General features: G+C 66.9%; 14 protein-coding genes and 4 pseudogenes. 9 read left to right on the forward strand and 9 right to left on the reverse strand.

Going from position 1 to position 20,100, the window contains the following annotated elements:
* Window positions 1-9: 9 nt before the first annotated feature.
* The 4 genes and pseudogenes from HEB94_RS07810 to HEB94_RS54430 all read right to left on the reverse strand — a co-directional run bounded on the left by HEB94_RS07810 (window position 10) and on the right by HEB94_RS54430 (window position 2,190).
* On the reverse strand, window positions 10-570 hold the full coding sequence (locus HEB94_RS07810) for a hypothetical protein (protein WP_192749282.1): 561 nt from the start codon (window positions 568-570) through the stop codon (window positions 10-12).
* A 590-nt stretch (window positions 571-1,160) separates the two neighbouring features.
* A complete protein-coding gene (locus tag HEB94_RS07815; RefSeq protein ID WP_192749283.1) occupies window positions 1,161-1,514 on the reverse strand; it encodes an iron chaperone in 354 nt (117 codons plus the stop codon).
* Between the two features lie 129 nt (window positions 1,515-1,643).
* Window positions 1,644-1,833: pseudogene (locus HEB94_RS07820) on the reverse strand (IS481 family transposase); the annotation flags it as partial.
* 84 nt (window positions 1,834-1,917) lie between these two features.
* On the reverse strand, window positions 1,918-2,190 hold the full coding sequence (locus HEB94_RS54430) for a helix-turn-helix transcriptional regulator (protein ID WP_420481519.1): 273 nt from the start codon (window positions 2,188-2,190) through the stop codon (window positions 1,918-1,920).
* Window positions 2,191-2,703: 513 nt separating this feature from the next.
* Here HEB94_RS54430 and HEB94_RS07830 point away from each other — a divergent pair.
* From HEB94_RS07830 to HEB94_RS07845, 4 genes are all read left to right on the forward strand, one after another.
* Complete coding sequence (locus tag HEB94_RS07830) at window positions 2,704-3,663, forward strand: NAD-dependent epimerase/dehydratase family protein (protein WP_192756301.1); 960 nt, start codon at window positions 2,704-2,706, stop codon at window positions 3,661-3,663.
* A 1,087-nt stretch (window positions 3,664-4,750) separates the two neighbouring features.
* The gene (locus HEB94_RS07835; protein WP_192749285.1) at window positions 4,751-5,038 is read left to right on the forward strand and encodes a type II toxin-antitoxin system prevent-host-death family antitoxin; all 288 of its coding nucleotides are present in this window, start codon (window positions 4,751-4,753) and stop codon (window positions 5,036-5,038) included.
* Window positions 5,039-5,474: 436 nt separating this feature from the next.
* Window positions 5,475-5,918: a hypothetical protein gene (locus HEB94_RS07840; protein ID WP_192749286.1), complete on the forward strand. Its 444-nt coding sequence runs from the start codon at window positions 5,475-5,477 to the stop codon at window positions 5,916-5,918.
* 296 nt (window positions 5,919-6,214) lie between these two features.
* On the forward strand, window positions 6,215-6,352 hold the full coding sequence (locus tag HEB94_RS07845; protein WP_192757189.1) for a hypothetical protein: 138 nt from the start codon (window positions 6,215-6,217) through the stop codon (window positions 6,350-6,352).
* Window positions 6,353-7,141: 789 nt separating this feature from the next.
* Here HEB94_RS07845 and HEB94_RS07850 read toward each other — a convergent pair.
* From HEB94_RS07850 to HEB94_RS54435, 3 genes and pseudogenes are all read right to left on the reverse strand, one after another.
* Window positions 7,142-8,156 (reverse strand): annotated as a pseudogene (locus tag HEB94_RS07850) (IS481 family transposase).
* A gap of 245 nt (window positions 8,157-8,401) precedes the next feature.
* Window positions 8,402-8,728: an endonuclease domain-containing protein gene (locus HEB94_RS50365; RefSeq protein ID WP_238361462.1), complete on the reverse strand. Its 327-nt coding sequence runs from the start codon at window positions 8,726-8,728 to the stop codon at window positions 8,402-8,404.
* Window positions 8,729-8,821: 93 nt separating this feature from the next.
* A pseudogene (locus HEB94_RS54435) lies at window positions 8,822-9,265 on the reverse strand (zinc-ribbon domain-containing protein); the annotation flags it as partial.
* On the opposite strand from HEB94_RS54435, the gene HEB94_RS07860 reads away from it, so the two are divergent.
* Window positions 9,234-10,649, forward strand: a complete 1,416-nt coding sequence (locus tag HEB94_RS07860; RefSeq protein WP_192749287.1) for an IS1380 family transposase — start codon at window positions 9,234-9,236, stop codon at window positions 10,647-10,649. The pseudogene HEB94_RS54435 and the gene HEB94_RS07860 sit on opposite strands and share 32 nt — an antisense overlap.
* A 110-nt stretch (window positions 10,650-10,759) precedes the next feature.
* On the opposite strand, the gene HEB94_RS07865 is transcribed toward HEB94_RS07860, so the two are convergent.
* Window positions 10,760-11,641 carry a zinc-ribbon domain-containing protein gene (locus tag HEB94_RS07865; RefSeq protein ID WP_192749288.1) on the reverse strand — a complete coding sequence of 294 codons (882 nt, stop codon included), beginning with the start codon at window positions 11,639-11,641 and terminating at the stop codon, window positions 10,760-10,762.
* A 1,724-nt stretch (window positions 11,642-13,365) separates the two neighbouring features.
* Between HEB94_RS07865 and HEB94_RS07870 the strand changes: the two genes are divergently transcribed.
* Window positions 13,366-13,752 (forward strand): VOC family protein, encoded by a 387-nt coding sequence (locus HEB94_RS07870; protein WP_192749289.1) that lies wholly within the window; start codon window positions 13,366-13,368, stop codon window positions 13,750-13,752.
* 133 nt (window positions 13,753-13,885) lie between these two features.
* Here the strand turns inward: HEB94_RS07870 and HEB94_RS07875 are convergent.
* A pseudogene (locus HEB94_RS07875) lies at window positions 13,886-14,029 on the reverse strand (helix-turn-helix domain-containing protein); the annotation flags it as partial.
* Window positions 14,030-14,403: 374 nt separating this feature from the next.
* On the opposite strand from HEB94_RS07875, the gene HEB94_RS07880 reads away from it, so the two are divergent.
* From HEB94_RS07880 to HEB94_RS07890, 3 genes are all read left to right on the forward strand, one after another.
* Window positions 14,404-15,789: an IS110 family RNA-guided transposase gene (locus HEB94_RS07880; RefSeq protein WP_337918514.1), complete on the forward strand. Its 1,386-nt coding sequence runs from the start codon at window positions 14,404-14,406 to the stop codon at window positions 15,787-15,789.
* An 810-nt stretch (window positions 15,790-16,599) separates the two neighbouring features.
* Window positions 16,600-18,408 (forward strand): ABC transporter substrate-binding protein, encoded by a 1,809-nt coding sequence (locus tag HEB94_RS07885; protein ID WP_337917509.1) that lies wholly within the window; start codon window positions 16,600-16,602, stop codon window positions 18,406-18,408.
* Between the two features lie 54 nt (window positions 18,409-18,462).
* A complete protein-coding gene (locus HEB94_RS07890) occupies window positions 18,463-19,917 on the forward strand; it encodes a sulfatase-like hydrolase/transferase (RefSeq protein WP_192749290.1) in 1,455 nt (484 codons plus the stop codon).
* Window positions 19,918-20,100: the final 183 nt, after the last annotated feature.

Below are 20,100 nucleotides of genomic sequence, written 5' to 3' on the forward strand. Positions count from 1 at the left end.
CTTCCTTGCTCAGTCCGACAGGATCCGGGACGGCCAGTCGTTCGGGTCGTACTCGCGTGGTTCCCTCTTGATCAGTACCGGCTCGAGCAGGTCCCTGACCGCGCGGAGCTGGTCGTCGGTGTAGGCCGTGATGGGTGCGCCGATGGCTACCACGGTGTAGTCGTGCCCGGCGTCGTCGGGGACGTGTTCGACCCGCAGACCGGAGGCCTGGGCGGCCGCGGTCAGCGCGGCGGTGCAATAGCCACGCGGATGCTCACGCGCCAGGCGTGACCCCTCCCGCAAAATCCCGTACCACTCGTCGTACGGCGTGCTGAACGGAAGTGTCTCCGGGTCGCAGGTCACGAACCCCCACACCGCGTCCAACCGCTCGCCAACTGGCGCAAGCCAGGTCCAAAACGCCTCCGCGACGGCGTCCTCCTCCCACGGGCGCAGACAGGTCGACAACACCGACACCCGCACATCCGCGCCCTCGTGCGGATCCTGGAAGCCCACATCGATGTCGACCACTGTCGGGTCGTCCGGATCCGGACTACGACCCTCGATGGCCAGGTGAGCACCTGCCGAGTCCACATCCCGGGCGTCCAGCCGCGACTGGAGCCTGTCGAACCTCTTCTCCGTCCACCGCCCACCGGCGGGAAGACGGTCCGCTCCGCGACGAAGCCCAGGGTGCGCTGATCCTCGTGGGCGTACGTGACCAGGACGCGGGCCCGTTGACGTGACGTCTCGCCCCGGGCCTGGTGCAAGAGGTTGTAGAGGGCCTCGGCTCCGGACCACGCGGCTTCGTAGTCGCGCCTCGTCGCTGAGCTCTTCCGCCTGGTCCTCGGGCAGGAGTTCGGCGCGGATGCCCTGAGACCAGGACAGGGACCGTTTCCCCAGGGTGGCTTTCTCGTACTCGTGCCACACGTCCAGGGCGTCGGCGTCGCCGGTGATGCGGATGTACTGCAACCAGGAGACGACGAAGGACGGCCCAAGTGGGAGATCCAGGTCCTCGCCGGTTTCCGTGACTTTCGCGCACGTAGAGCCGTGCCTGTGACCAGTCGGCCAGCAGCGCCGTACCGGTCGGCAGGGACGTGGACACCACGTACGGGCGCGGTCCAAGGATGTTGGAGGCAGTGCCCAGCAGGGGAGTGCTCCAGGTTTCCTAGTTGTACTCGGAGCGGTCAGGCTCCGGCGGCTTTTCGCGACGCCCGCACCAGTCGTTCGACGAGGTCATCCGGGATCGGTTTCCGTGGCGAGAAGGTGATGCCGGTCTTGGTCGCCTTGAGGCCGACGGCCGCGATTTCTTCGGCATGTTCGGAGATGGCGCTGGGAAGGAGATACAGCCCGCACTGCTTACTGAACGCCGCATAGCTCGCGACGACCGAGCCACTGATACTGAACCCCGGCATGTTGTAGGCCACGACCTCCTCCGCCTCCGGCAGCGCGCTGGCCAAAAGCGCGCGCAACCGTTTCAGTGAGGGCCGGAATGGCTCGGGTGCCGCGGCAATGTAGGCGTCGTGGTCGACCATCGTCATGGTTGTGCCTCGCTTCTGATTCCGATTCTTTTCAAGATTCCGTTTCCTTCAGTGCCGACCCCAGACTCGGCCGCTAGGCGTATCCGGCCAGGACGTTGGTTACAGGCGGCTGATCGGTGGTTTGCCTGCTCGGCCGTGAGCGCGCCAGCCGCCGCCGTCGGGGATCTTGCCGAGTTTCTTGATGTCCATGTGCACCAGTCGCCAGGCCGGTCCCGTTCGTAGCGCTGCGCGGTCTGTTTGGAGGATCGGATGACCTCACCGGTCATCGGGTCACACGCACGCAGACACGAGACGCCGTGAGGCGCAGGATCCGTGACACGACCGCCCTGCGGGCGGCGCGCCGACGTCTTCCACCTCGTCTCGCTCGAACCACTCGCCGGGAACCTTCACTGAGCCACTCATGTCAGGCCAACTGGTCGTCGACGGACACGGCCAGGAGCTCGGCCATGTGTGCAGCAACGTCGGTCGGTGGCTGGCGACGGCCGCGTTCGTGGCTGGCGACGGTGTACGTGGTTCGCCCGATGGCGGCGGCCAGCTGGGTCGTCGACAGGCCGGCGGTCTCCCTTCGATCCAGAGCTGCTCCTGCCTGCCACGACTGTCCCCTAACGTCATCATTTGTAGGGTCCGATCCTGCCACCTTCACTCGTTGAACCGCGCGAACCCTCGTTGTGGCCATGTGTTGCGACACCGATTGCGTGCGGCAGCAAACAGCGTGCGGACCCTCCGCGCCACCTCAGTCACCAGCCCCTCCGGCGGGGTGGTGAGGACTTTCTGTACGTCTTCAAGGGCGGCCCCAACCGGGCCGCCGCGCCCGCCCGATGGCGCCGGCTCTCCCTCCGCGCCTTCGGCGCCCGGTCGGCCGGCGCGGCTGGGCGCGAAAAGAAGGCCGCCAGAAGACTGACGACCCTCACAGCGTCGGCACCGATCCTCGAGGACCTGGCGGTGGCCGGGGCGGGCCGGCGGCTTTACCCACCTCGCTTGGTCCGGGTCCCGAAGACCGGGGGCCCACGGCGGACGGTTGGCGGCAGGCAGCAAGCTGGCCGCCGAGCCGGGACAGGCTACGGGCCCCCGGCCTCCCGGACCAAGCCAGGCCACCGGCCAAACCCGCCGCCCCTCCGGGCGCGACCGCCCAAGCTCTGTCATCCATCCCGATCGATCCCGTGAGCCAGTCCCAGTAGCCTTGGCCGGCATGCGACTTCTTATCCTTGGCGGTACGTCGTTTGTCGGGCGTGCGATTGTGGCCGACGCGCTGCAGTCTGGTGCCGAAGTGACACTGTTTGGGCGCGGTAAGACCGGCGCAGACCTGTTCCCCGATGTTCCGCGACGGATCGGCGACCGGGACTCCGGGGACTATGCAGCGCTTCAGGATGGCAGCTGGGACGCGGTGGTGGACGTGAGCGGATACGTGCCACGTCACGTCAGACAGGCAATGGAGACGCTCGACGACCGGGTAGATCGCTACTTGTTCATCTCCAGCCACGCGGTCTACGTCGACGAGGCAGGACCAGGCAACGACGAGAGCACACCACGCCGGCCGCCTGAACGCGACACCGAGAAGCTCGACCAGGACACCTACGGGCGATGCAAGGTCGCCTGTGAGGACGACGTAGTAGGACGCTACGGCTCGCGGGCCACGATCGTCCGGTCGGGCAAGGTCGCCGGCCCGCATGACACCCAGGACACCTTCACCTACTGGGTGCGCAGAGCAGCTTGTGGCGGTCGAGTAGCCCTCCCAGGGGAGCCTGAACAGCCCGTACAAGTGATCGACGTTCGCGACCTGGCCCGCCTTGTCGTGCAGCTCCTGTTCGACGAGCGAGGCGGAGCGTTCAACGCCGTCGGCCCTGCCCAGCCGTCCACCCTCGCCGAGCTCATCCATACCTGCGCGGCCGCGGCGGGCACGCAGGTCGAACTTGTGCCCATTCCCGCCGACACGGTGCCGCGGTTATTTCCGCTTGTCCGGCCAGCCTGGTCGACGCAACAGCGAAGCGCAGACAAGGCCCGAGGAGCCGGTTTGCCAGCAACTCCACTTCACACGACAGCAGCCGACGTCTTGGCATGGGACCGCCTGCGCGGACAACCGCCCCTGCGATGCGGACTGTCTCCCGCGGACGAGGAGAAGCTGCTCCGCGAGCACAGTGGATCCAGATGAGAGGGAATCGAGCCGCCCGTGGTCGCCTACGTCGCGATCTTCGTGGTCTTCGAATCGATGGCCGGTGACCCATGAGGCGCACGTCCGCGGGAGCCATGCCGACGCGGCGCAGACCTTTAGCGCGGTGAAGCTGGCCACGATCTGGCCACACAACGCCATACGGAGACGACAGACGATCGAGAGCACCACGCCTCGCACCCGCAGGTCAGAGTCCACTTGCGCTGTGATCCGAACTGCTCCAACCGAGTTCCTAACCCGTGTCTCGACCGAACCCGCCCGCCCGCGGTGTCGGCTTCGCGCCCCAGGTGGCTCCGGATCTGCCATGATCCCGATGTGAGCCAATCCCGACGAGTGCCGACCTGGGTATGGTGCGTGCTCGCACTCGTCCTGGCCTTCGTGGTCTGGTCGTTTGTCGGCGACCTGACGTCCTCGAGGTAGCCCAGCCTGAACGCGACGCCAGTCGTGACGCCAACCGAGCCGGGCACGCCCAGGCAGTAGCCAACTGAGCAAGATCACCGCGAGGGCCATGCAGTACCGCCCGTCGACATGCCCAGGCCTGAAAAGCGGAAGCTCGGCGAGCCGAAGCGCCGCGGGAACTGCCCCCCGTCTGGCCCCGAAATAGCCCCCGAGCAGTGAGATCCGCCGAGCTTCGCCGGACCAAAGCGAGACCCAGCGAGCCGCCAGGACCAGCGCCGCTAGAACGGCGTTTCCGCAGGTCAGGACGGCTAACCACCAGGTCAGAGCGGAGGGCATGGGATTCGAACCCATGTGGCAGAGGGGTCCCTGCCAAGCGGTTTTCAAGACGGATGCACACCCTCATGCCACCTGCACGTTCGCCGATCCGAGCCGAACTTCGCCGCGTATACGCCGCACCATGACCCGGGCAGCCACAGCCCGCCGGACACCACCAGACCGACATCAGCCCCGCCTGATGACGCAGCCAAACCGCTACCGCCGCGCCGATGTCGAACGCCTGCCGGCAGGCGTCCCGAAGGTGCGGACGTCGACCATGGGCACTGCCAACCGGCGCTGCCGACACGGCGGCTGCTGGCATCGTCGTCAGTGTCAGGTAGTACACACTTGTGTCATGAGCCAAGGTCTTCCCGAGCCGGCACCCGACACCTCCGCCGAGGTGGTCACCATCACCGACGCCAGAGCCCGTTTCGGCAGCCTCGTAAGACGCGCCGCGCACACCCGGCAACGCGTCATCATCACCGACCACGGCCAGGCCGCGGCCGCGATCATCAGCGCCTCCGAACTCGAAGACCTCGAGGACCGGCTCGCGATCGCTCAGTACCAGCTCGAGAAGGCCAACGGCACCCTGCGCACCGTCGCCCACGCAGAAGCCAAGCGCCGGCTCGGGTTCACCAAGTGACCTACGCCCTGGACTGGCGCGAGAACGCCGTAGACCAGCTCGTGCGCCTCACGCCGCGCAGCGCACCACACCGCATCGTCGGGCGCTACGAGCAGGCCGTCGTCGTCCAGGCCGACCAGTCAACCGGCCTAAGCTTCGTCTACGCCCTGGCCGACGCTGATAGCGGGCCGTGCGACGGGTCGGTCGAGTTCCGGGGGCTGTCAGAGACGTGCGCCCACGGGATGGCTCGCGTCCGGCGAGGATCACCAAATGAGCTCCACGATCCAATGGGTTGCCCTGATCGTCCCCCTCCTGATCGCCGTGGTCGGCTGGGCCTGGACGGTTGGCGGACATCAAGCCTTGCTACGGCGTCGGCTGTCACAGGAGCTGGAGATGCCGGCTTGTCGTCGGGCGGGATACTGCGGCGCGTCCGTGCCGCCCTGTCCATGGCGGCCGCGTGGCGTTCCATGAACTCTTCGCGGCGCTCCAGGAGCTCGTCGGAGCGTTGTACGCGGCCGGGACGGTGGTGGACGCGGAGGTCGTGTGCTGGCGCGGTGATCCGCTGGACTTCGCCGCATTACCGCCTCCCAAGGTCGCCGACGCGGTGGACCCGCGGATCCTGGTCGATCGTAGATGGGCCGAGGCCATCCTCACCGCCGCCGCGGCTCAGCCGACCGCGATGGGCCCGCGCATGGTCGCCTTCTACGCCTGCATCTACTACGCCGCGATACGTCCGGCCGAGGTGGCTGACCTCCGCGCGTCGGACATCAAGCTGCCGCCCCTGGTCTGGTCCAATAAGGAGAACCGCGAGATCGAATCGGGCGAGTGGGGCGAGCTCTTGTTGAGCCACTCCTCACCCGCCCTCAGTACGGCGTGGACCAACGCGCCAGTACCCGACTGACACCGACGTGAGTCCCGCCAGCTCAAGCACCGCGCCAAGCAGGAGGTGCGGCCTGTGCCCTGCCACCCTCGGCTGGTCGAGTTGCTCCGCAGCCACATGAACGAGTTCGGCACAGCTCCCGATGGTCGTCTCTTCCGCAGCCGCTACCACAACCGTCCGCTGTCGGAGAGCACCGTCTGGCAGGTCTGGCGCAAGGATAGAGCCGCGGCGCTCAGCCGGCAGGAGCGTGCCTCCGCGCTCGCCCGTCGCCCCTACGACCTGCGTCATGCGTGCGTGACCACTGGCTCAATGCGGGCGTGGACCCCGCACAGGTCGCCGATTGGGCCGGCCACAGCGTCGCGGTCCTCCTCCGCGTTTACGTCCGCTGCATCGCCGGCCGCGACGAAGTGGCCAAGAAGCGCATAGAGGAGGAGCTCGCATGGAACGTGGGTTGAAACATCTGGCCCTCACCTCTCGATACGGGTATCTGGAGACCTGACCATGAGTCTTGAGAGTTCTGGCGAGGAGTCAGACTCCTGCTGCCAGCCACAGCATCTCGGGGTACCGCCCTCAGGTCTGCGACCGGGGCCACTGCGTTATTCCCGAGGAGACGACGGCGTGGCCGCGCCAGTCGGCCATTCCTAACTCCCCGCCTCAGGCGTTCGTGCATACTCAACGGCGCGAGCGGTGCTGGGAGTGCCACTGGGCGATGGGGGAACGATGATGAAGAAGCTTGTGGCAACTATGCTGCTCGCCGTGACTGCGTGCCTCGCCACGACCTCTTGTGGTGGAGGCGACAGGGACACGGCATTGAAGCTAGCGCGGCAGGCCTGCCAGTTTCTTCCCGACCAGGACGGCCCTGAGCCTGCAGCCGCCACGGGCGCCAGCTCGATATCCGCCGAGAGAATGGAAGAGCTGGTCAAGCATGCATCTGACGCCGCGGACCAGTCCGGTCGGGCCGCAAGACTGGATCCCACATGGAACGAACTCGCCAGAGCGCTGTCGAACATTACGGACGACCTACGAGCCCTGTCCCCGATCATGCCCACGCCCCAGGACGATCGGACCTATGAGCAGCGTATGGCGGCCCAGGCTCCCGCCGGGGACTTCTCCAAGTCAATCAGAACCGCATCAGCTGAATGCCGGAAGGCCTCCTGAACAGGAGCAGGCGAGGTCCTGCTCCTGTTCACCGCCACCTGGTTGGCGTCGAGGGAAAACGATGAGTTCGCCGCCGGGTGTCGGCGCTAGTTGTTCTGGGTCATGACGTTGGTGACGCGTTGGGGTAGGCGTGTGGCGGGGGGCTTGTCGCCGGCGGCGGTGTGTGCTCGATGATAGTTGTAGTGGATGTTCCAGACCTGGATCGCGTTGGCTCGTTGGGTTTCGCTGGTCCAGACGCGGGCGTAGAGGAGTTCTTCGGCCAGGGTGCGCTGGTAGCGCTCGACTTTGCCGTTGTGCCGGGGCGTGTAGGGGCGGGTGCGTTGGTGGCGTGAGACGAAGCCGGAGATGGTGCGGGCGAAGGCACCGGCACGGTAGTTGCCACCGTTATCGGTGACGAGGCGGGTGATGCGGTGGATGCCGTGGGCGGCGAAGAACGCCCTGGCGCGGTGGAAGAAGGCGATGGTGGTGGTCGCGGTCTCATCGGGCAGGTGCTCGGTGTAGGCCAGCCGGGAGAACCCGTCCACCGCTGAATGCGGGAACACGTACCCGGCCTTGGCGGCGCCGTTCTTCTTCGCTTTCGCGTTGGGCGGCCCGGTCGGCGTCGCTGCCGCGGCCGTGTGCCCGCCAGCCACCGCCATCGGGGATGGCGCCGACCTTTTTCACGTCCAGGTGGACCATGTGACCCGGATACCGCGCAGTGATCCGCCCCGGTCGCCGGTTGGACGCGCCGGTGGGATCCAGGTCGCGGCGGCGGTTGATACCCAACCGGACCAGCCAACGCCCCACCGTCGCCGTCGAGAGTTGGTGACCCACCGCGGCCAGCTCGACCGTGATCTTCCGTGCCGACCACTTGTGCTCTCGCCGCCAGCCCTCGATCAGCTCCACCACCTCCGGTGGCGTCTGGGCCGGTGAAGTGTGTGGGGCGCTGGACCTGGCCAAGAGCCCAGCTTCGCCGCTGGCTCGGTAGCGGTTCACCCACTTCGACAAGCACTGACGCGACACACCGGCCTCGGCGGCCACATGAGCGATCGGACGGGACTGGCACCGCTCAACCAGACGCAGCCGGCCAGCAGGAGTCAACGGGGCGCTAGCGTGGGACACGAGGGGTAGATCCCTTTCCGTGAGCAGAACGGTTGGTCGCACATCCATCCTGCCGCCAGGTGATCTACCCCTCCCTCACACCCCGGCCACCGTCACCAACGTCATGACCCACAACAGCTAGTTCGTGCAAGTTCCGAGATGAGGACGAGGGCGAGCCGGTACGCCAGGCCGAGGGTGGTGTAGCCGCAGCCGGTGAAGACGTCCCGCTGCCGCCACGTCCGCTGCCGGCCGGCCTGAGGTCGGGGTCAGGGCATCGCCGCGGCGGCTGCCGCCGTCAACCAAGCCTCAACCTCGCCCATCAACTCATTGGTCCGCGGAGCGGCCGCAAGTACCCGACGCTGTACCAGCCTCGGGTGCTCCAGGCTCAACGGCGGCAGATTGTTCTCGCGCAGCCGAACAACCGCGTACCCCGCAGCCAGCAGGTCCAACGTCTTGCGCTCGTCAACCAGGCGCTTCGCGTCCGGAGCGTGCCAGTACTCGCCGTCGTACTCGACGACCAGCCGCCTCCCCTCGAGCTCGACAAGGATGTCGACCGTCCACGATGGACGGGTTACAAACTCCTTCTCACGCAACCGAACCCCTGACCGAGCAGCACCGAACCGCTCCTGCGCAGCGGCCAGGTACTCCAGTTCGACACGAGACTTTCCGACTTCACGACAGTCCGGGCAGCCGCTACCGTTCGACCGCGACGTCAGGGACATCTCCCACACGTGGGATGAGTTATGAGCGCACACCCAGGCCGGCGTGAACAGGGTCCCGGCGTGCGGGCGCACGTGCCACGCGCTCACCTGATTCTGCGGGCTCCACTCCGCGGCCAACCCCGGGTCCACCCAAGCAAGGGACCCAAGGATGGTCCGGCAGGAGGGGCACCGCAGGCGCTGATACTTGTCCCGGTCCCGAGGGCTGGCCTGCCACTCATGCCCGCAGCAGTCCGACCGCCACCACACGACCCGCTTAGCCTGGATCCGTGGACCGGGTGAGTGGTCCTTCGGCGTGGTAGCAGAGGAAGTGCCTTCTGGATCGGGAGAATCTGGAGTGTCGAAGTCCTGATCCAACCCGATCCAAAAGGCACTGACAGTGAAACTACCGTATGGGTGGTCGCGAGCCACGCCGGTCTTCGATGAGCAGAATCTGGTGTCGTGCGCGGGGCTGGTGCCGGTGATGGCGCTGGCGGAGCGGGCGGGCCTGTCGGAGCTGGTGGGCGAACGGGTCGCGATCACGGCGACGACGGTGGCTTCGGCGGCGGCCAACCCGGCGGGCAAGCTGGCCTCGATCATCGCGGGGATGGCCGCGGGCGCGGACTGTATCGATGATCTGGATGTGATCCGGTCGGGTGGGATGCGTCGGCTGTTTGGTGGGGTGTATGCGCCGGCGACGTTGGGTCAGTTTCTGCGGGAGTTCACCCATGGCCACACCCAGCAGTTGGCCTCGGTCGCGCGGGCCCATCTGGTCAACCTTGTCCAGGCCAGCGGGTTGTTGCCGGGTATCGAGGATCGGGTGTTCATCGATATCGACTCGTTGTTGCGCCCGGTGTATGGGCACGCCAAGCAGGGCGGGAGTTTCGGGCACACCAAGATCGGCGGCCGGCAGGTGTTGCGCCGGGGCCTGTCGCCGCTGGCGACCACGATCAGCACGATCCAGGGGGCGCCGGTGGTGGCCGGGATCCGGCTGCGCGCCGGACGGGCCGGCTCCGGCAAAGGCGCGGCGAGCATGGTGGCCGAGGCGATCGCCACCGCCCGCGCCGCCGGCGCCAGCGGGCAGATCCTGGTGAGGGGCGATTCGGCGTATGGCAACCACGCCGTGGTCGGCGCGTGTGTGAAGGCAGGCGTGCGGTTCTCGGTGGTGCTCACCAAGAACCCGGCCGTCACCGCCGCGATCGCCAGCATCGCCGAAGACGCCTGGACACCGGTGCACTACCCCGGTGCTGTCGTCGATGACGATACCGGTGAGTTGATTTCGGATGCTGAGGTCGCGGAGGTGGAGTTCACCGCGTTCACCTCCACCAAGCACCCGGTCACCGCCCGACTGGTCGTGCGCAGGGTCCGTGACCGAGCCCACGACCAGGCCGGCGATCAGGAGCTGTTCCCGGTATGGCGTCACCACCCGTTCTTCACCAACAACACCGAACCCACAGCCGATGCTGACATCACCCACCGCCGGCACGCGATCATCGAAACCGTGTTCGCTGACCTGATCGACGGGCCGTTGGCGCACCTGCCCTCAGGACAGTTCGCCGCCAACAGCGCCTGGGCCATCTGCGCAGCCATCACCCACAACCTGCTCCGCGCCGCCGGCACCCTCACCAGCCCCCGCCACGCCACCGCCCGCGGCGCGACGCTTCGCCGTCACATCGTCACCGTCCCCGCCAGGATCGCCCGCCCTCAGCGCCGGCCCGTCCTGCACCTGCCCGAGCACTGGCCCTGGGCCCAACACTGGAAAACCCTGTGGAACAACGTGTTCCGCCCTGCGACCGGGCCACCACGCCTCGCCTGAAACCTGCCCACCCGCCGTCAAGGCCCGACCAGAAACCAAAGGAAAGCTGGGCAGACCAGCGAGCCCGACCTGCCCAGCCGCAGCCCACACCACCAAACCCACAACCAAGATCACCAACCCACCCGGTCCACGGATCCAGGCTTAGAGTCCCACACCACATTGGCCGGTGTGTACCTGCCGTTTCGAGTCGGGTGCCACTGCTTAGCCAGCTCCGGCGAGATGTCGGCCAGCCACTGCTTGTTCTCCTGACTCCTGACTCCCCGGCAGTGGGGACACCCCGCATCGAGGAACCGGGACGGCGAGATGCGGGGCATGTGACCCGCCGAACACCGGAACTTCCGCATGCCGAAGTCGCCGACCATGACCGTCCTTGGGTCTGCGTCGTCAGCCCATGCCGCGGCCAGTTCTGGTATCTCTGAGATCGACGTTACCTTCAGCCGGGCCCACCTCTCCTTCCAGGCCGCGCTGGCGACCTCCCGGCAGGCCGGGCAGTCAGGGTTCTGCACCATGAGGTACACCTGCTCGGTGAACTGCAGAGCGCACTCTGGACACACCCAGCTGGCCTCCCGACGGGCCCGCAGCGTGACAGTTCCCAGGACGTCTTCACTGTTGCGGTCGTGGTCCCACCAACCGAGCGCCTCCGCGCCCGAGTCGACCAGCAGCTCGCGCCGCTTCCCACCACCTGCCGGCTTAGCGGTCGGGTGCTCAGAGCGGGTGTTGCGGCGACAACTACATGCCCACCCAATGTCCGAAAGGCGGTCTGCCGAGACCCGCCCGCAGGACCGGCACCTGGTCACCACCGGTTCATCCCACGAAGTCTCAGGCAAGAGGAGCCGGACAAGGTCATACCCGTGCTGGTCGACGTGCCGAGCGATGTCTTCCGCGGGCACTCGCACTTTGGGGAGCCCGGACGCCGCTCGTGCGTCGACAGCCCACTGAATCCAGAAGCATGCCCGGCAGGTCTTAATGCCGGCGCTGTTGTTGCCCAACACGTACTCAAGCCGGTAGTGCGCCTCGACACCGCACGTGAGACAGCAGGTCAGCCACCGCTTCCTTGGGGTGCCAGGAAACGGCTCGGCCGGCCGAAGGCCACCGGCAGCCAGCAGACCCTCGAGGCAGTCCGTACACCACGCCGGCCGACTCCTTGTCCGGAAGGCAGCCGCCTTTCCGCATCCACTTGTAGCGCACTCCTGGACGGATGGCCTGAGCGCTGCGTCGTCTCCCCCTTGAACGGACACAGAGCCGAACCCTATAAACGTTGATCGTGTCGGTGATCAATGGGTTGGCCATGTTCAGCGGAGTCGACGGCTCACCGGCACCACCAGGCCCCATGCCTGACGATAACTTGCCAGCGACCACCATGGGATCGGGCGCTAGACGGCAAGGCTCCTCGTCCACCTTGGTGCGAATGTCCTCGTAGGACGTGCCCTCGCTGAGTGAGCGAGTGCTGGAGCGGCAGGCATCGGCGAACCCAGTACCTACCGCACCGGCCCGGCCGCTCGCCAGGCTGCAGGCGGGACAGCGCGCCGACCCGCCGAGGCGCTGGAGTTCATCGCCAGCAAGATCCAGACCAACATCCGCCGCTCGGCTTAACTGAGGTGAACTCACTCGGACTGTCTTCGTCGCCGGCGGCCGACTCCACCGAGTCGGTGTCGTGCAGGTGGCGGCAACGTTCGCCAGGTCCCCCCGCTTGCCGGACGTCATCAGCTCGAGGTTGTCGAGGACGATCAGCCGCAGGTCGTTGCGCTGGCGCAGCCGACTGGGCGCGGACGGCCCGGCGGACGGGCGAGGTCTCCGGAGCGCCGCGCTACATCGACGACTCGCCCACATGAGGCTGATGGAGATCCGGGCCAAGTGCCGACGTCGTTGGTCGGCTGCGGGCCTGATGGCCACCACCGGCTGCCCGTCGGGGAGATCTCCACCCGCATCCGGCTCAGCCAGGAGAAGGAGGCACTGGACGCCTCGGGGCCGAACACGACGTACCCGTCGACGGTGTTGATCGACCCTCACCGGTTGGGCGGCCCGCTGGTGACGGCGCCGCGCAGGTGCCGGCGGTCGGTTCGACGGGCCATCTCGCCGACGCCGATGCTGTCGGCGGCGAGGAACTTGAACGCTGGGAGCCCTTCCTCCTAACTACTTACGCTAGCCACCGCGCTTGAGGTGAACGGCATGACGCAAGCCAGCGAGGCCGGGGCAAAACATCGCCGCGTATTCGCCGCAGACGGTCGTGGACGACCATCGACGGCCGGACACCGCCGGACTGGCTGACCAGCCCGATGGTCACGCATCGCCGCAGGTCAGAGGCCGTTTCCGGCTTGAGCGGAGGGCATGGGATTCGAACCCATGTGGCAAGGGGGTCCTTGCCAAGCGGTTTTCAAGAAGGATGCTCACCCGCATACCACCTGCACTTTCGCCGATCGGAGTACCGAACGCCGACCTTCCGCCCCGCTCAAGGCCATCCAGCCGGTGCTGCGCCCGGGCGGCCTGTTCTTCCTCGGTCCCTACGGCGGTGAAAGTAGCGAGGGTCGGCCGCTCATGGCTGGCACGATCCGCCACAGTTCTTCTCCTGGGCACCGATGCGAGATCCAGAAGTTCGTGGGGCGCTTCTTCGAGATGGAGGACTTCCATGTCGTGACAGCGGACGCAAGCCGCTTCCAGTCGCTGCCACTGCGCCGACCCACGTCCTAATGCGTCCTGCCTGGGGCAGGATGTCGAGATGGAGGTACTCACCAGCCGGCTGATACTGCGACCGACCGACCTGATGCGCAGCCAGCACTTCTACCGGGACGTGCTCGGCCTGGCGATCTACCGGGAGTTCGGACCGCCGGACAGCCCAGGAATCGTGTTCTTTCTCGGCACAGCGCTACTGGAGGTGTCAGGCACATCGACGGCTCCTCCGCCGGCGAACCTCACGATCTGGCTCCAGGTTCGCGACGCGGCCGCCGAACACGCCCGCCTGGCCAAGGCCGAGGTCGACGTCGTGGCGCCTCCACGGCGAGAGCCCTGGGGCCTGATCGAAATGACGATCCAGGACCCAGACGGCACGCGGCTCATCCTCGTCCAAGTCCCCGACGACCATCCACTGCGCCGCGACCAGCGCTGACTCACCGCCATCCAAGCGAGACCGGCGTGACACGGGAGCAACCTGTTCAGTTGACTGCACCAACTCATGTTGCACGCCACGGCCGAGGGCTAGCTAGGTGAGATCGAGGGCATCGACCGAACATCGCCCTGCCGGGCGCCCGAACGTTCTTGGGCAGCCGATCCAAGGACAGGGCCTTCGCAACCGTGTTCCTCGAGATCCCCAACCGCCGAGCGATCGCGACCTGCGAGAGCCTCTCCGACCTGTACAGCCGACGGATCTCGGCCCGGTCCTCCAACGTGATGACACCCAAGGCGCCCTCGGGGTCTCAGCTTTCACCCACCGACATTCAATCTTGGTGGTGGCCCTTCGGTACTCGCCTTGTCCGGCCGGCGGCGTGAGTATCGGGGGTGACCGGCGCCCGTTCGTCACCACTGGTTCACCGACCGAAGCTTGTGCTTCTTGCCTGTTGATCGTGGGGCGGGCGGGGCCTTCGCCGGGAGAGTGCGTGTCCTGTTGGGAACCCGGTGACTGCTGGCTCTTGGCGCTGGTCTGAGCTGGTCAGATCCCTGTTGGTGAATGTCCGGTACGGCATCCTCCCGTGACGTCGGCGTCGTCGGTCGTCGGTCGTCGGTGACTCTTCAGACGAGCGGACGGAGCGGACCGTTGCAGGTGTGGTTGGGGATCGATATCGCCTGTCGGGCGGCGCATCAGGCGAGCCTGGCCGACGAGCGGGGTCAGTTCGTGTGGTCCGGGCGCAGGTTCCGCACCAGCGCGGAGGACCTGGAACGACTGTGGGCGATGCTGCCTGCCGGGACCGACCCGTCATCGGTGACGGTGATCATGGAACCGACCCGCAACGCGTGGGTGCCGCTGGCCGCGTGGTTCCGCCGCCGCGGAGCCAGGGTGGTGATGGTGCCGCCGGAACAGTCCGCGGATCTGAGGGCCTACTACAGCAAGCACACCAAGTCCGACCGGCTGGACTCCCGCCTTCTTGCCCGGGTGCCGCTGTTGCACCCCGAAGGTCTACAGACCGAACAGGGTCTGGGCCCGGGAGATCCGATGCGGCGGGCTGTCAAGCTGCGTTCCACACTGGTCAAGCGGCGCACCAGCACCATGGCCCGGCTGGACGCCCTGCTGGAGATCCTCGGCCCCGCCTGGGTCGGCGCCCTGTCCTCGGACATGTCCAAGACCGCTCTGCTGTTCCTGGCCAACTACGCCGACCCGCACCAGGTCAAGCGGCTAGGACAAGCCCGGCTCGGCCGGTTCCTTCACCGCCACTCACGCGGCACCTGGGGCCAGGCCAAAGCCGAGCAACTGCTGGCCGCCGCAGCCGAGACTCTCGCCCTGTGGGAAGAGGACCTGGACTTCCCCGACCTGGCTGACGACATCGCGATCGAAGCGCGGCTCGCTCTTGCCCTGACCGCGGAGATCAAGGAACTCGACGAACGCATCGCCGTCCTGCTCGCCCACGCCGACCCCACCGGCATCCTCCTCTCCGCGCCGGGCGTCGGCCCCATCCTGGGAGCACAGATCCTGGGCAGACTCGGCGACCCGAACCGGTTCGCCTCCCTGGCAGGCATCCGATCCTTCAGCGGCCTAATGCCCCACCTGGACTCCTCCGGACTCAGCGGACGTCACGGCGGCCCCACCAAAGCCGGTGACGCCTGCCTACGGGAGGCGCTGTTCATGGCCGCCGACCAGGCCCGCCGCAGCGACCCGTCCCTGGCAGCGAAGTACCACCGCCTGATGACCCAGGCCGGCAAACACCACACCTCCGCGCTCTGCCACGTCGCGACCACGCTGCTCACCCGCATCGCCGCGTGTTGGCGCCGCAGCGAGCACTACACACTGCGCGACACCGACGGACGCGCGCTCACCCTCAGCGACGCCCGCACCATCATCGCTGAGCGCTACACCATCTCCAACGAACTCCGCGCCGCCAGACGCACCACAACCACCACCCGCAAGGGAACGGGCCGACGAAGTAAGGAGTCGCAACGCGCTCCGTCGACCGGCCCGTCCACCACCCACGCTACGACCCCACGAACCACTTGACATCCATTAGGAACTCAACGGCTCAGGTTTCACGCGTCGTCGACAACTCGACCCTCGGACCGCGGCGCAGCCGGCGTAGTACAGGCAGCCAAAGAACGCCACGCATCTCCGGCTGGGTCTACGCCGCCTTCAACTCGACGTGTTCTCCCGCATGGTCGTGGGCTGGCAAGTGTCCACCTGTCTGCGTACCGACCTCGCCCTGGACGCCCTCGACATGGGCCTGTGGGCCCGCCACCGCGCCGGGCACGACATCACCGGGCTCACCCATCACTCCGACTGCGGTGAAGCGAAGACCGATGCCCGCGACGCATATGTCATCGGTGAGACGCTTCGACACCGCAGCGATCGGCAGGAGGTGGAGGTCTCCACTTCGCTGGTGACCGAGCCAGCCCGATTGGTCGGCGGCGGACGCAGAACCTGCCCGGTCGGAGGCTGCCTCGGAAGCCCAGTCGCGACTGTGAGAGGTCCGCAGGACCGCCACGCCCAAGGCCGACACCGGCCAGACAATGGAGCCCCGTGTGAATGCCTCGGACTGACGTCGGGACCTCAGCTGCGCGGCCAGTCACCGCCAAGGAGCGCCTCGACCGGCTCGCTCGGACGGAAGTATCGATCGGCCGACACAACACCGCGCCCTCTGCCGGTCAGCGTGTGGATCCCGGCACATACTGTCCATCTTCGGACCGCGCATCGCGTCCCGTTCGGGCACAGCGCGCCTAGACTCCCGTGAGCTCACGCGTGATAGTCACGGCGAACGCCAACCGACGCCCGATCCAGGAGTTCGCCGCCCACATGCACAAAGGGAGATTGGCCGTGGTCCCCTCACCCAGCTCGACGACAACAGAGCTGTCCCGGCGACGGATGCTCGAAGTCCTCGGTCTCGGCGCGGCCGGCGCGACGATTCTCGCCGGATGCGGCGACGACAGCCGACGCGGCGGCACCCGGGAAGCCGTCTTCTCCAGCGGCTGGCCCTACCAGGTGCCACCCAAGGGCCACTTCAACGTGATGAGCGGGGTCAGCGACTCGCTCAACCCGGGGCTGTACTTCGACCTGATCTTCCTTCCCGGCGCCGTGTACTACTGGCACGACCGGAAATGGCTGAACCTTCTCGGACAGGACTGGAGCTTCGACGAGCAGGCGAAGACGTTCAGCTACCGCATCAGGAAGGACGTCTCCTGGAGTGACGGCAAGCCGGTCACCAGCGACGACGTCCTGGCGACCTTTTGGTGCCGGCGGATCATGCGCCAGGTCGAGTGGAACTACATCGACAGCGTCGAGGCGACCGACGACCAGACCGTGGTGTTCACCCTGTCCAACCCGTCGACGGTCGTCGAGCGCTACGTCGTACGCCAGCAGATCTTCAGCGCGGCCACCTACGGTGACTTCGCCGACCGCGCGCAGGAACTCTTCGCTTCCGGGAAGAACCTCGACAGTCCCGAAGGCAAGAAACTCAACGAAGACCTGCAGGCGTGGCGGCCCAAGGACCCCGCCAAGGAGGTCCGCACCAGCGGCCCGTTCACCTACGACTTCCAGACCATCACCAACGCGCAGATGACCCTGGTCAAGAACGCCAAGGGTTACCTCGCCGACCAGGTGAAGTTCGACAAGATCACCCTCTACAACGGCCGCGCACCCGAGATCGCACCACTGGTTCTCGCCGGCAAGATCGACTACGCCACGCACGGCTTCCCAGACGCGTCGGCACGGGAGTTCGTCAAGAAAAGGATCCGGATCGCCCGGCCACCGATCTACTCCGGACCGGCCATCTTCTTCAATCTCGGCAAGCTCCGCGAGTTCTCCGACGTCCGCGCACGCCGTGCGATCGCGCACGCCATCAACCGCAAGGAGAACGGCACCGTCTCCCTGGGCGAGTCCGGAGTCGGCGTGCGGTACATGGCCGGATTCTCCGACGTCCAGGTGCCGGACTGGCTGAACGAGCAGGAGCTCGCCCACCTCAACCGCTACGAGTACGACCAGCAGAAGGCGGCCGGCCTGCTCACCCAGGCCGGCTGGACCAAGCGTGGCGACGCCTGGCACACACCTGACGGCAAGCCCGCCGCCTACGAGCTGACCTTTCCCGAGTACGCCGACTGGTCCTCGGCCGGGCAGAACGCCGCCCGGCAACTCTCGGCGTTCGGAATCAAGGTGACCGGCACCGTCGTCGTCGCCACCCAGCAACCCATCGACGTCGACAAGGGCCGCTTCGAACTCGCCATCCAGGCATGGGGAGCCGGCGAACCGCACCCCCACTTCTCCTTCGCCGCCGACCTGTTCACCCACAACATTCCGATCGCCGCCAACCAGGGCGGCAAGGGCATGGACTTTCCACTGGAGCAGGACACCGAGGCGTTCGGAAGGATCGACCTGGCGAAGACCGTCAATGCCGCCGGACAGGGGCTCGACGAAGCCGCCCAGAAGAGTAACGTCGCCCGCGCGGCTATCGCCTTCAACGAACTCCTCCCGATCGTGCCGCTGTGGGAGCGTTACGGCAACAACCCGGTCCTCGACGAACGGGTAACCGGATGGCCGAAGCAGGACGATCCGATCCTGCTGAACTCGCCGTACAGCGACAACTTCGTGACGATGCTGATGCTGCGGGGAACCCTTCGCCCGAAGGTGTAGCCGCAGCGCGGTACCTGTGGTTGACCCCGGTACGACGAGTGGAGGAATCCCGCGGTGACGAGACCGGCCCCGAACATCCTGCTCATCACGACAGACCAGCAACGCTTCGACACCATCGGGCCGCACGCCCCGGACCTCCTGCGCACACCACATCTGGACCACCTGGCCCACGAGGGTGTCCGGTTCGACGCCGCCTACGCGCAGACCCCGATCTGTGTGCCGTCGCGAGTGTGCATGATGACCGGCCGGAGCCCCTTCGAACACGGGATGATTCGCAACGGCTCGAGCACCTCCGTGATGGGCCGCACCGAGACCCTGCCGGCGCTGCTGGGCGACCAGGGCTACACGACCGCGGCCATCGGCAAGATGCACTTCACACCACCACGGGCGCGGCACGGGTTCGACGAGATGACCCTGCCCGACGACTACTACCGCTGGCTGCGCGAGTCCGGCATCCCCGAGCGACCCATGCGCACCGGCCTGGGCCAGAACGAGCTCTACCCAGGAGCCGCGACCGTTCCGGCGCCGTTGACCCTGACGTCCTGGATCGCGGAGGAGTCCATGCGCTTCATCCGCGAACGCCGGGACCCAACGACGCCGTTCTTCCTGTGGACATCGTTCAGCAAACCGCATCCTCCCCTGGACCCACCCGAGCCCTACGCGTCGATGTACCTCAACGCCCCGATCCCCGAACCACGCTACGGCGACTGGAGCACCGACGAGCGCTGCCCGGAAGCCCTGCTACGCCAACGGCAGAAGCACAGCTTCGACCTCATCAGCCCTGAGGTCATCCGCGCCGCTCGGGCGGCCTACTACGGGCTTGTCACCCACATCGACTACGTGCTCGGCAGCATCTTCGCCGCCCTGCAGGACATGGACCTCTTCAACGACACCCTGATCCTGTTCACCTCCGACCACGGCGAATTCCTCGGCGACCATCACGCCGGCAACAAAGTGATGTGGCACGACGTCTCCGCCCGCGTCCCGTTCCTGCTCCGCCCTCCGAAGAGCTGGCGCACCGGCTGGCACGGAACCACCAGCGACGCCCTGGTCACCCACGCCGACATCCTGCCGACACTGCTAGCCGCCGCGGCCGGCACACCGCCAGACGGCGGCGAAGGCCTGAACCTGCTCGACGTCCTGTCGGATCAAGCCACGCCTCGACCCTTCCTCTGCGGGACCGCCGGCGAAGGCCCGGGGGACGACGTGCCGCAGTACTTCGCGATCACCGACGGGCGATGGAAGTACATCTGGTACCCCGAAGGTCCCTCCGAACAGCTCTTCGACCTGGCCGAAGACCCGCACGAACTCACCGACCTCAGCCAGAAGTGCGACGTCGCCCCGCACCGCGAGCGGCTGACCGCCTACCTACGCGAGCACACCCCGAACGCGGTGTCCGAGCAGGGACTCGTCCGTATCCCGCCACGCGATGACAGCGTCGCCGACCGCCGGGCGTCGAGCTGGCCCGGCTACCACACCGAGTGGTCGGTACCCGACGTACGGCACTGAGACCGAAGGGAGTTCGGCGGCCCTCGAAGAAGCATTGAATCTGGCTGCCGACGAGAAGCCCCCTCAAATGGTGCTCGAACACCATCTTGAGCTACTTCGGGTCTGGGGAGGTCGTGCACGTCGACGAGCGACGTTATAGCTCTGTTGAACTGCGATCCCGACACGCTGACCCACGCTGAGGTT

Source organism: Actinopolymorpha pittospori, assembly GCF_014873875.1.
Classification (GTDB): Bacteria; Actinomycetota; Actinomycetes; order Propionibacteriales; family Actinopolymorphaceae; genus Actinopolymorpha; species Actinopolymorpha pittospori.